Origin of the sequence: Corynebacterium renale (assembly GCF_002563965.1) — a bacterium.
In the GTDB taxonomy this organism is placed as follows: Bacteria; Actinomycetota; Actinomycetes; order Mycobacteriales; family Mycobacteriaceae; genus Corynebacterium; species Corynebacterium renale.
The window spans coordinates 1,826,221-1,838,588 of sequence record NZ_PDJF01000001.1 but is presented as its reverse complement, the minus strand read 5'-3'; the positions used below and the strand labels follow the sequence as shown (position 1 = coordinate 1,838,588).

Genomic DNA, 12,368 nt, shown 5'->3' with positions numbered 1-12,368 from the left:
ATGGACACCATTACCCCTACCCCAGTAACCATTGAACGTGTTGTCGAGGCGATGAAGCACTACGACGTCGCCCTGTTCCATTCCGGTGAACATGGAGTCGCTACCGCAAACCTCAATGGTTTCGCCGTGACGTTCGCGGTCTTTGATTCTGTCATCATCGTCCGCGCTGACTCGTACACCAATATTCCCAGCGACTCCGGTATTCCTACCTTGCATTTGGCCGCGAATCAGGCAAATTGCGCACGTACGGATTTTACGGCTGCGGTTGTAGATCGTGCAGAGAAGCTGATCGTACGAACCGAAGTTAATATACCGTCAGCTGCAGGGCTCACCGACGAACAACTTCGCGCGCAGCTACAGGCAGCTGTGGACTCTGTTCTTAGCGGACAAGAAGTAATCGGTAAATACGCCGAAGCCATTATGGACCAGATGGAAGATGCTCAGTAGCACGTAAATACGTATCGTGCCCTCCACCAGAAAACGGTGGAGGGCACGAAGCATATGTGGGAAGTTGCCTAACGGTTTACTCGGGATCGGTTTCCGAAATAATAGAAATCGTAGGCGCCTCCACGGGGGCGTCGGTTACCTGTTCGCTGACGGTTTCAGGCTCCTGATCTGTTTCTGGAGCTTCTAAGCCAGCTTCTGCCATCGCGGCTTCCTCTTCAATACGACGCAACTCTACGAGTATTTCTTCGCGATGCTTTGACACATCGTCGAGGATGCCATTGATATAGGCGCTGGCGTTGTCGCCACCATAGTGCGCAGCCATCTCAACGCCTTCAACGACAGCCGTCTTTTGCGGTACGTCGTCGTTGTACAAGAGTTCCCATGTTGAGACACGGAGAATTGCGCGGTCAACTGCTGGAATGCGGTCCAATTCCCAGCTATCGGACAACTTCTTTTCAATAGTGTCATCCAAGTTGTCCAGTTCCACGGAAACACCGTCGATTATTTCACGGGTGTAGTCGTCTATGGGAGCAACCTGATTATCAGGTTCTACCGCGAGTTCCACACGGTCGGCGATGATTGCCATGGGGTCTACGTCGCGGGTCTCGGCTTCGAAGAGAATATCGACAGCCCGAAGACGCGCCCGGAAGCGCTTCCCGTGGCGACGGTATTTATTTACGCGTTGATTCACGTTAGCGCCGGCCGCTTAGTGGTTGACGCGGGACAGGTATTCACCGGTACGGGTGTCAACCTTGACGACGTTTCCGGTTTCCAGGAAGAGAGGAACCTGAATCTCTGCGCCGGTTTCCAGAGTCGCTGGCTTGGTGCCACCGGTGGAACGGTCACCCTGCAGACCTGGATCGGTGTGCTCAATCTTGAGGTCCACGGAGACTGGAAGCTCAGCGAATAGTGGCTCGCCTTCGTGGAAAGACACCTGGACTGGCATGTTTTCGAGGAGGAAGTCAGCGGCATCACCGAACTTGTCACGGGCAAGTTCTACCTGGTCGTAGGTCTTGTCGTCCATGACAACGTAGTTGGTGCCGTCGTTGTACAGGTAAGTCATGTCGCGACGGTCGACCGTAGCCGTCTCAACCTTGACGCCAGCATTCCACGTCTTGTCCACGGTCTTACCGCTAACAACGTCCTTGAGCTTGGTGCGGACGAATGCAGGGCCCTTACCTGGCTTGACGTGCTGGAACTCTACGATCTGCTGCAGCTTGTTATCGACCTTGAGTACCAAGCCGTTCTTAAAATCTGCTGTCGTTGCCACGACGGAACTCCTCACATAAATTTGAACATTCGACACGGTTGTACCTAACCGTGTCGGTCTAACGGCGCTATTCTACAACACCTGCAGTTCAGTACTGCCATGGGTGATAATCTCCGGCCGTCCGGCAGTAATAACCAAGGTGTCCTCAATCCGAACGCCCCCAACTCCGGGGAGATAAATTCCAGGTTCGATGGTCAGAGTGTGTCCTTCTGCGAGAATTTCCTCGCTGCGTGTGTTAGCGCTCGGCGCTTCATGCACCTCGAGCCCTACACCATGCCCAGTGGAATGCGTGAAGTATTCGCCGTAGCCGGCTGCGTCGATAATGCTTCTCGACGCAGCGTCCACATCAACGGCCTTCTGCCCCGCTACTGACGCTGCGATTCCAGCAGCATGCGCCTCCTGGACAACCCTATAGATTTCCTGAAGCTGCTCACTTGGCTCACCGATTGCCACGGTGCGTGTCATATCAGAGTTATAGCCTCGGTAATGCGCACCAAAATCTATTGTCACCAAGTCGCCAGATTCGAGGACGCGCTCGCCAGCACTGTGATGCGGTTTGGCTGAATTCGAACCCGACGCCACAATCGTGTCAAAGCTGGTGCGTTCTGAGCCCTCCAGTCGCATGAAGTATTCCAATTCAGCGGCTACCCGCTTTTCAGTATTTCCTGCTGCTAAGACTCCACTTTCCAGCAGTCGTTCCCAGGCACGATTGCCAATCCCTGCGACCTCTCGCAGCGCTTCAAGTTCGAGGAAATCTTTCTTAGCTCTCAGCTTCTCTACTTCCCCTGAAAGCGGGATGAGCTTAACGGAATCTCCTGCAGATCGAGCTAATTCCTGAAGCTGGACGTAATTCACGGATTCGGCTTCAAACCCCACGCGGTAGGCACCATCGACGTTTTCAAGAAGCGCCGGTCCTACATCTCGGCGAATCAACAGCTCCACATCGGGCGCCTCTTGGACGGCAGCTGTGGCGTAACGTCCGTCAGTCGCGAGTGTCGCCGAAAGATCTTTGCCCACCAACAGAGCAGCATTCGAACTGGCCAGACCGGTTAAGTAGTACACATTCGTGACATCGGTGACAAGCATCATGTCTACACGCTGAGCTGCACACCTAGCTGCTAAAGCACGGCGACGATTTGAAAAACGGGTATCAGCTAAAGCCACTGCTTAACCTCCCAACAGAAAGATTTAATGTTGTGAAAAATAGTCTAACGCAGCCACATACCCAATTGGCCCAAGACCGGCTATAACCCCACGAGCGATATCGGACAAGTAGCTATGACGCCGAAACTCCTCGCGTGCATGAACATTAGACAAGTGGACTTCAATGAAACCCGGGCCGTCGGCCACTTCCGCCAACGCATCGCGTATAGCAACGGAAGTGTGCGTAAATGCACCGGGGTTGATGATGACGGGCCAACCGTCGTCAGCGACCTGGTGGATACGCTCCACAATGTCGCCTTCATGATTGGACTGGAAAAAGTGTGCTTCGAGCCCACGCTCTTTTGCCGCTGCTGAAACCATCTGCTCGATATCAGCAAGTGAAGTAGAACCGTAGATTTCAGGCTGTCGCTTACCAAGACGGTTCAGGTTAGGGCCGTTGATAACCAATATTTTCATGGTCTTACTTCCCTTCCGCTACCACTGATGCGAATGCCCGCTCCAGTTGTTCAGTAGTAGGCCCTTCCAGACGAGTAGTCTTGCCTACTTCCCCGTCGAGGGCGACAAACCGAATGACACCCGACTTATTTTTCTTGTCGTGGAGCATCGCCTCGTGCAGTGGCGCAAAATCCGGCCCAGCATAGGTGGTTGGAAGGCCCACGGATGTCAAAATCTGGCGATGACGATCGACTAGGTTGTCGTCGATAAGCCAGGCATCGTGTGCCAAGTGAGCAATAAACATCATGCCAACAGCAACAGCATTCCCATGACGCCACGTGAAATCTTCTACCTTCTCGACGGCGTGCCCGAACGTATGGCCATAATTAAGAATCTCTCGCAGGCCAGATTCCTTAAGGTCGGCGCCCACCACGTTTGCTTTGACCGTCACCGATCGCTCGATGAGCTCCTGGAGGTGACCATCCACCCGGTAGCATGCATCGGGATCTGCTTCATACAGTTCTAGGATGCGTTCGTCAGCAATGAACCCAGTCTTGATAATCTCAGCAGAACCCGCTACAAGCTCGTCACGTGACAGCGAAGCCAAGTAATCGACGTCAATGAAAACACCGGAAGGTTCATGGAAGGCACCGACCAAGTTCTTCCCTGCAGCAGTATTAATGCCTGTCTTGCCTCCGACAGCAGCATCGACCATCGCAAGAAGAGAAGTAGGTACGTGAAATACCTTGATACCGCGCATCCAGGTCGCAGCAGCAAAACCAGCCAAATCCGTAACTGCCCCACCCCCGAAGCCGACAAGAGCATCCGATCGGGTAAAACCGTGCGCTGCTAGGTGGCCCCAGATACCGTCTAAAACTTCAACAGTTTTCGCAGACTCAGCGTCAGGAACCTCAAGGAGGATACACTCCGGGCCCGCTGCCTTCACAGCATCAGCAAACTTCTGTGCCGGACCGCTCAACGTCGGTTGATGTACAACCGCAACGTGCCGGGCGCCGCTATCCGCAATCGCGTCCACTGCTTCCGAAGTAACACCACGACCAACAATCACCGAGTACGGTGCAGGACCATTCACTGGAATTTTCGTTGTACTGTTCATAAGACCTCATCTTCATACCAATATTCAACGCCATGGGTCCAGCGCGGAAAACAATGTCCACCACCGCTGTAAGCACCTCGTTTTGTGTGCAATGCTACCCCACAGAGAAAAACTGACTAGCACAAGGCAGCACTAGTCAGTTTTCATCTGGCGACAAGTTCGCCGCTAGTCTTCGTCACCGGACGCAGCATCAATCATGTTCAAAATCGTGCCAACAAGCTGTGCCGGCGGCACGCCATCTGTGCGGACTCTAAAATCAGAAACTTCACGGTACAACGGCTCACGACGATGCAAAATCCCTTGATAATGCTCCAACGGGTTATCCGCTGCCAAAATCGGTCGCGTTGCATTACCGGATGTACGGCGTGTGCCCTCCTCCGCAGAGACATCGATCCATACCACGGTGTGATTGCGGAGCATCGACCGAACCTCAGGGGTTTCTACAGCTCCGCCACCGAGGCTAACAACTCCGGGCAGGCCGAGCGCCTCTTCGACAACTTCCGCCTCTACCGTGCGGAAAGATTCTTCACCGAGACGGGAAAAAACCTCCCCACATGCAGCTCCATAGCGTTCCTCAATCATATGGTCAGTGTCTGCGGACGGCTGATTAAGAACTCTAGCTAGACGACGCGCGATCGTGGTTTTACCGGCGCCGGGAGGCCCGATCAAAACGACTACAGGACGTGTACCAGTAGACATGCGTTGTTCCTCTACAAATACATGACAAACAGGGCTAAAGAATTATGCGCGATTATTACCATCAAACGCCAATCTCTGCTCAACATACTCTTGATAAGCAGTGATATTGCGTTTGGTTTCAGCGACAGAATCGCCGCCGAACTTCTCGATGACCTCCCGTGCAAGCACGAGCGCGACCATCGCTTCTGCGACAACCCCTCCAGCAGGAACCGCACATACATCAGAACGCTGATGAATAGCAGTCGCTGGACTCCCATCCTTAAAATCGATAGTTTTCAAAGCTCGTGGAACCGTCGAAATCGGCTTAAACGCCACACGTGCGACCAGCGGTTGACCGTTTGTCATACCGCCCTCTAAACCTCCGGCCCGGTTTGTTTCTCGCTCAACGCCGTCGTCTGTGCGGACAATCTCATCATGAGCCTGACTGCCAGGGCGACGGGCCTCTTCAAAGCCGTCACCGATCTCGACACCTTTCACTGACTGGATCCCCATCAACGCTCCAGCGAGCTGGGCATCTAGGCGGCGTTCACCAGAAATATGAGAACCCAACCCAATTGGGAGGCCGTCCACACGCACTTCGACGATGCCCCCAAGGGTGTCACCAGCCTTTTTCGCAGCCTTAATACATTCGATCATCGAATCCTCTGCATCCTTGTGGAACGAACGCACCGGGGATTCATCGATAGCTGGGAGGTCCCCATAGGACGGAACAGAATCTTCACGTGTCGGCGCCGATTGGCCGATGCTCAGGACGTGAGAAAACACCTCCACGCCAAGGACTTCCCGCAAAAAATTACGGGCCACAGTAGCAGCCGCGACACGTGCAGCGGTCTCACGAGCGGACGAACGCTCCAGCACCGAACGGGCTTCATCAAAACCATATTTAATCATCCCAGCGAAGTCAGCATGGCCGGGACGCGGACGGGTCAACTGAGCACCTCGGCCAGACTCCATCGCTGCCTGTACATCAGGATCCTCGAGATCCAGTGGGTCAGCGCTCATAATCGTGGTCCACTTTGGCCATTCGGAATTCGCGATAAGTATAGAAATCGGGCTACCCAGAGTGCGTCCATGAACGATACCCGTGAGCAGAGTCAGTTCATCTGCCTCAAACTTCATACGGGCGCCACGGCCATAGCCCAAACGGCGACGCGCGAGCTGATACGAAATATCCTCTTTAGTCACCTGTACACCCGCAGGCATATTCTCTACCAAGGCAACTAAACCTTGGCCATGCGACTCTCCAGCAGTAGTCCAACGAAGCATGAGATGTATTGTCTCACATTCCGCATAAAAACACCCCCGCAACAGCGCCAAGAAGCATAGACGGACCATGCGGTACCGCGTTACCCCTGCTCCAGACGCTTCGAGCCACTGTCATAATGCTCGAACACATCATGGACAAGCACACACACCAGACACCAAACGAACCGACAATGATGCCCAGCGAGCACGCTAATTTAATATCTCCCCCGCCGACGCCCCCAATGAAAGCTCCCACCACAACGTACAGGAGCAACCACAGCACACCGCCCCACAGCCAGCCTGGATCGTAGAGGATAGCCACAGCAATGGCGAGGAAACCCCCGGTATAGGTCATAGCGTTCGGAAGGCGCCGAGAGGTTTCGTCGTAAAGCGCCAAAGCGCACGCCCACATTATCCACCCAGAAATCCACGCACCTGTGATGGGAGGCGAGTCTATGAACACACCGAAAAATCCCCAGTCCCCCCGCATAATCCCCATGTTTTACACCTCGAATCCTAGGTGCTTGTACAGTGCCGAACGCATGGCTTCGCGAGGTGCCGGTTCGCCAGTGAACTGCTCAAACTGGCTGTATGACTGATTGGCCAGCATGACATGCCCGGCTACCGTCAGATATCCATTGGATGCCGCGGCAGTTGTCAGCGCGGTGGGCCACGGATCGTAAATCACATCGAGGACTGGACTATGCCCCAAAGCCTTGGCGTAAGGCTCCACGACGTGTGCAGGGACCGTGGAGATTATGTAGTCGGCGGTGGAACTCAACTGCTCAAAGTCAGCCTTAAAGTCAACGAAGTCGAGAGTTACGTTAAAACCGTCTACTAAAGATTCAAGCTCCCGGCGGCGATCTGAACGGTTGACTACGACAATGTTCTCTGCACCGCGCTGCGCAGCCGCATAAATAGCCGGCCGCGCGGTACCGCCCGCACCAATGACCAAAGCACGCTGGCATTCCTTGTCCCCGAGAAGCTCATCTAAGGCACCATGGATACCCTCCACATCCGTGTTGTCGGCTCGCCAGGAATCATCATTCATTCGGGCCAACGTATTGGCAGAACCGATTGCACGTGCACGGTCGGTGGCCGCATCCGCACATTCTAAGGCTGCGAATTTTGCTGGCATCGTCACCGAGAACCCTCGAAATTCCTTCGGTGCAGTATGCACAATATTCGCGAGCTGTTCAGCAGTCGATTCATGGCGTACGTACTTCCAGTCAGACATGCCTTTGGCCGCGTAGCCTGCATTGTGTAAAATCGGTGAAAGCGAGTGCGCGATGGGGCTGCCCAGCACCGCGGCGTAATGAGTGACGCCATCTTCAAGTTCAAAACTCATGGATTCAACCTTACTGTTTTCATCTCAGCCTGGAACAACAGTTAAGCCCAGGACGCCAAACGGAGCCCTGGGCTTTCAACCGACATAGTGATTAGCGGTTACTGTCTAATATTCCGGATTGTAGTGCTTCCTGGACTGACTGTTGGTGTGCGTCGAAGGTGTCATTGAATACCGTGCGACCAGACTTGTCGACGGTGACGAAGAACAACCAGTTACCGTCTGCGGGATTCTCCATGGCTGCGATGGCGTCATCAGAAGGTGCCGCAATCGGGGTAGCTGGAAGACCATCCGAAGCGTAGGTATTCCATGGAGTGACGCGCTGGCGGTCCTCTGTAGTTGTCGCGACTTCCACGTCGTCGAGGCCATAGTTCACCGTGGAATCAAATTCCAATCGCATTGGCTCATCCAAGCGGTTCAAGATAACGCGGGCAACCTTGTCAAAGTCACCAGCTGGTGCCTCACGCTCGACCAAGGAGGCAGCAGTGAGAAGCTCATACGGGGTCAACCCGATTTCCTGGGCACGACCCACAATGTTAGTGGAGTTGTAGTACTCCGCGGAACGCGTTATCAGGTCAGTCAAGATTTCTTGTGCGGACTTATTTGGGTCGATAATGTATTGGCCCGGACGAATCAGCCCTTCAATGCGCTTCGGGTCATCACCGCGAGATTTCACAGGCTCAAGCGCCCACTCGGGAACGCCAAGCTGCTCCGGAGCAGTGGTAGCGGCCACACGCTGTAGCTCTTCGACGCTGACGCAGTCACCCGATTCACTTTCCGCACAGCTCAGGCGAGAAATCTGCGAATAAATCCCTTCGCGAGTCTGGCCGCCGACAACTTTCACGTCCATCAACGTAGCGCCACCGTGCACGTCCAGCATTTCAATCTGGTACTGGCTTGGGCTCAATAGCGCATTGACGGCAGCCTCAGCGCTCATTTGCTCCTGCAGCTTGTAGAAACCTGGCTTCAACGTTGATGCCATAGGATGCATGAAAGCAGCCGACTGGAAAGCTTCATTGGTCTTGACTACATTCTTCTCTTCAAGATCTGGCCCAAGCTCCGAAAGAGACGAACCCTCGGGAACCTCAACGAGCGCAGTGACTCCGTTTCCGGAACCTTCATAGTCGTTGCTTTCCGTCAGCTTCACTCCTATGTAAATAATGGCAGCGACGATGAGAACAACCGCGGCGATGAGAACGGCAAGACCTCGCTGCCTGCGTTTGACGAACTTGGGCTCCATATTGCGGTAACTCACAATGTTTCTCCTTCAGATTCTTGCGCTGCCCTCGACAAATAGTTCGAGCGCCCGTCGAGCCACGTTTGCAAAATTTCAACAGCAGCAGCCTGATCGATGACCGACCGCCCCTTCTTAGTATTCACGCCTGAAGCGTGCAGTGCGCTTTGTGCGACTACGGTGGTTAAGCGTTCGTCGGCAAGCCGAACTGGAATAGGCGATATTCTGCGAGTTATGCGGCGAGCAATATCGGCTGCATCAAGGGCACTCGCTGACCCCTTATTTTTCAAGGTCTTGGGTAATCCTACGACTACCTCGACAGCCTCGTATTCCGTGATGATGTCCACGAGGTCATCGATGTCGGCTTGGTCCGAGTCATTCGTACCGGTTAAACGATAAACAGTCTCGACGGGCGTGGCTAACATCGCAGCGCGGTCTGATACCGCTACGCCTATGCGGGCTTTGCCGACGTCGATACCGATGCGTCGCCCCTCCCCAGGGTCTTGAGCACCTGGAATATCTGCCTCTAAGCTCATGGATTTTCTTACCTATCTAGTCCGGTCTTGCCTACCACCGCATTAGGTGACGCATGCCAGCATCGCTCCCCGGCTGCGCACAACCGAATATAAAGAAACGATAACTTCACATAGTACAAGCAATGGTGCCATGAATAAAGGCGTGGGTAACATACCCACGCCTTTAATAAAATCCTTAGAGGTTCTCCAGTTCTTCGGCAATAGCCTCAAAACCGGCCTTGAGCCCCTCAGGCTTGGTTCCCGAACCTTGGGCCAGTTCCGGCTTGCCACCGCCACGGCCATCAATGTACTGGCCAAGGGTCTTAACTAGGTTCCCTGCCTTGACCCCACGTTCAACGGCAAGCGGGTTCGCCGCTACAACGAAGGCCACTGAATTCTTGGATTCATCACGGGACCCGAACACGACGACAGCGGGCTGATCAGAGGGCAGATGCCCCCGCGCCTCTGTTGCGAGGACGCGTAGATCGCCACCCGCGACGTTGTCAGGAACTTGGGCAGCAGCCACACGGATACCGTTAATGGTGCGAGCACCGGCAACAAAGTCGGCGGATTTAGCAGCTAGTTGCGCACGTTGCAGTGCCTGAACAGTCTTCTCGGCGTCGTGCAGGCGCTTGGTCAGTGCAGCAATACGCTCAGGCAGATCGTCGGTCGGGGTCTTCAGCGACTCCGCAAGACCAGACGCCAGGGCAGTTTCCTTCGACATGAAGTTGAATGCGTCCAAGCCAGTGTACGCCTCGATGCGGCGCGCACCTGATCCCACGGAGGACTCACCCAGCACAGAAATCGGGCCAATCTGCGACGAGTGCGCCACGTGCGTGCCACCGCACAGTTCCATGGAAAAGTCTGCGCCACCAATTTCAACAACACGTACCTGGTTGCCGTAGTTCTCGCCGAAGAGTGCCAAAGCACCCATTTCCTTCGCCTTGTCCAGGGTAGTTTCGAACGTGTTGACGTCCCAGTCGATATCGACTGCCTGGTTAGCAATCTGCTGGATTTCAGCAATTTGCTCTGGGGTGAGCTGCTCTGTGTAGTTGAAGTCGAAACGCATGTAACCAGGGCGATTCATGGAACCTGCCTGGACCGCCGTTGGGCCGAGAACTTGACGCAGGGCGGCATGGATGAGGTGCGTTGCAGAGTGAGCCTGGCGAGCACCGTGACGCCAAGCAGCGTCAACGTCTGTGGTCACGGTATCGCCGACACTCAAACCACCTTCGGTCACGGTGGAACGGTGAACCCACAGCTTCTTACCAATACGCTGGACATCCTTGACGTCCAAGACAGTGTCACCGGTACGGATAGTGCCACGGTCACCGAGCTGGCCGCCAGACTCTGCGTACATCGGAGTCAGGTCTAAAATGACCTCTACGTCCGATCCAACTGGGGCTTCTGAAACTTGCTTGCCGTCATGAATCAGGCCAAGGACCTTGGACTCGGCAGTCAGGTTGTCGTAGCCGACGAATTCCGTCGGGTGATTATCCACGAAATCACGATAAACCGTCAGGTCAGCGTGACCATGCTTCTTAGCCCGGTTATCAGCCTTGGCTCTTGCACGCTGCTCAGACATCGCAGCTTCAAAGCCTTTTTCATCGACTTTCAGGCCTGCTTCGGCAGCCATTTCCAGAGTGAGGTCGATCGGGAAACCGTAGGTGTCGTGGAGCTCGAAGGCCTTAGCGCCAGCCAAGGTGGTGGAGCCTGTTTCCTTGAGTTCTGCGACCGCGTTGTCGAACAGCTGCGTACCAGCCTCGAGCGTCTTCAGGAAGGCCTTTTCTTCAGTGACCGCGGTCCGCATGATGCGTTCACGGTTTTCCGCGATCTCTGGGTAGGACGGCGTCATTGTGTCCATGATCGTGTCCATGAAAGTGGCCATCGTCGGACCAGTTGCCCCGAGGAGGCGGGCCGAGCGCACGATGCGACGAAGCAGACGGCGAAGAATGTAGCCACGGCCCTCATTCGACGGAGTGACACCGTCGAGAATGAGCATCATTGCGGTACGCGAGTGGTCGGCGATAACGCGGAAGTGAATATCTTCGGAGCGATCTGCAGCTGGGTCTTCGTACTTCGCGCCGGTCGCAGACTCAGCTGCGTCGATAACCGGACGCAGCAAGTCGGTCTCATAAACGTTGTCTACGCCCTGCAGGATGCACGCGACACGTTCGATACCAAGACCCGTATCGATGTTCTTCTTAGGCAGTTCTCCGACGATTTCGAAGTTACCCTTGCCAATACCTTCGCCGCGTTCCTTTTCCATGAAGACCAGGTTCCAGATTTCCATGTAGCGGTTGTCATCAGCAATTGGACCGCCTTCTTTGCCGTATTCAGGGCCACGGTCATAATAGATTTCTGAGCACGGACCGCACGGCCCAGGAATACCCATTGACCAGTAGTTGTCCTCCATGCCGAGCCGCTGAATGCGCTCACGTGGAATGCCGATTTTTTCGTGCCAGATATCCGCGGCCTCGTCGTCATCAAGGTATACCGTTACCCAGAGACGCTCCGGGTCAAGGCCCAATCCACCGTCTTCGAGGGAACCAGTCAGCAGGGTCCATGCATGTGTAATAGCTCCCTCTTTGAAGTACTGCCCGAAGGAGAAGTTACCTGCCATCTGGAAGAACGTGTTGTGGCGAGTGGTGATACCCACCTCTTCGATGTCGAGCGTGCGTACACACTTCTGGATGGAGGTAGCAGTTCCGTTGGGAAAAGGTGGGTTCTGCTGCCCCAAGAAGTAGGGCTTGAAGGGAACCATGCCAGCGTTCACGAAGAGCAGGTTCGGGTCGTCGAGAATCAGGGAAGCACTAGGGACTTCTTGGTGACCTGCTTTCACGAAGTGTTGTGTGAACCGCTCGCGGATTTCATGAGTGTGCACTGTGGTTTTCCCT

At 54.6% G+C, this 12,368-nt stretch carries 13 protein-coding genes; 1 reads left to right on the top strand and 12 read right to left on the bottom strand.

Annotated elements, in window-relative coordinates; translation table 11 throughout:
* Positions 1-447 carry a YbjN domain-containing protein gene (locus tag ATK06_RS08600; RefSeq protein WP_048381575.1) on the top strand — a complete coding sequence of 149 codons (447 nt, stop codon included), beginning with the start codon at positions 1-3 and terminating at the stop codon, positions 445-447.
* Between the two features lie 76 nt (positions 448-523).
* On the opposite strand, the gene nusB is transcribed toward ATK06_RS08600, so the two are convergent.
* The 12 genes from nusB to alaS all read right to left on the bottom strand — a co-directional run bounded on the left by nusB (position 524) and on the right by alaS (position 12,355).
* Positions 524-1,138: a transcription antitermination factor NusB gene (gene nusB, locus ATK06_RS08595; RefSeq protein WP_048381573.1), complete on the bottom strand. Its 615-nt coding sequence runs from the start codon at positions 1,136-1,138 to the stop codon at positions 524-526.
* Between the two features lie 15 nt (positions 1,139-1,153).
* Positions 1,154-1,717: an elongation factor P gene (efp, locus tag ATK06_RS08590; protein ID WP_048381571.1), complete on the bottom strand. Its 564-nt coding sequence runs from the start codon at positions 1,715-1,717 to the stop codon at positions 1,154-1,156.
* Between the two features lie 72 nt (positions 1,718-1,789).
* Complete coding sequence (locus ATK06_RS08585) at positions 1,790-2,881, bottom strand: aminopeptidase P family protein (protein WP_048381570.1); 1,092 nt, start codon at positions 2,879-2,881, stop codon at positions 1,790-1,792.
* Positions 2,882-2,905: 24 nt separating this feature from the next.
* A complete protein-coding gene (gene aroQ / locus ATK06_RS08580; RefSeq protein WP_048381569.1) occupies positions 2,906-3,337 on the bottom strand; it encodes a type II 3-dehydroquinate dehydratase in 432 nt (143 codons plus the stop codon).
* 4 nt (positions 3,338-3,341) lie between these two features.
* Positions 3,342-4,433, bottom strand: coding sequence for a 3-dehydroquinate synthase (gene aroB, locus ATK06_RS08575; protein WP_098389195.1), 1,092 nt, complete (start codon positions 4,431-4,433; stop codon positions 3,342-3,344).
* 165 nt (positions 4,434-4,598) lie between these two features.
* A complete protein-coding gene (locus tag ATK06_RS08570) occupies positions 4,599-5,132 on the bottom strand; it encodes a shikimate kinase (protein WP_048381567.1) in 534 nt (177 codons plus the stop codon).
* A gap of 42 nt (positions 5,133-5,174) precedes the next feature.
* Positions 5,175-6,398, bottom strand: a complete 1,224-nt coding sequence (gene aroC / locus ATK06_RS08565; protein ID WP_048381565.1) for a chorismate synthase — start codon at positions 6,396-6,398, stop codon at positions 5,175-5,177.
* Positions 6,399-6,411: 13 nt separating this feature from the next.
* Positions 6,412-6,789 (bottom strand): prepilin peptidase, encoded by a 378-nt coding sequence (locus tag ATK06_RS11540; RefSeq protein ID WP_048381986.1) that lies wholly within the window; start codon positions 6,787-6,789, stop codon positions 6,412-6,414.
* 90 nt (positions 6,790-6,879) lie between these two features.
* Positions 6,880-7,725, bottom strand: a complete 846-nt coding sequence (locus ATK06_RS08555; RefSeq protein WP_048381563.1) for a shikimate dehydrogenase — start codon at positions 7,723-7,725, stop codon at positions 6,880-6,882.
* A 91-nt stretch (positions 7,726-7,816) separates the two neighbouring features.
* Positions 7,817-8,962 carry an endolytic transglycosylase MltG gene (mltG, locus tag ATK06_RS08550; RefSeq protein ID WP_048381984.1) on the bottom strand — a complete coding sequence of 382 codons (1,146 nt, stop codon included), beginning with the start codon at positions 8,960-8,962 and terminating at the stop codon, positions 7,817-7,819.
* An 11-nt stretch (positions 8,963-8,973) separates the two neighbouring features.
* Positions 8,974-9,492, bottom strand: a complete 519-nt coding sequence (ruvX, locus tag ATK06_RS08545; protein ID WP_048381562.1) for a Holliday junction resolvase RuvX — start codon at positions 9,490-9,492, stop codon at positions 8,974-8,976.
* A gap of 175 nt (positions 9,493-9,667) precedes the next feature.
* Complete coding sequence (gene alaS, locus ATK06_RS08540) at positions 9,668-12,355, bottom strand: alanine--tRNA ligase (RefSeq protein ID WP_098389194.1); 2,688 nt, start codon at positions 12,353-12,355, stop codon at positions 9,668-9,670.
* Positions 12,356-12,368: the final 13 nt, after the last annotated feature.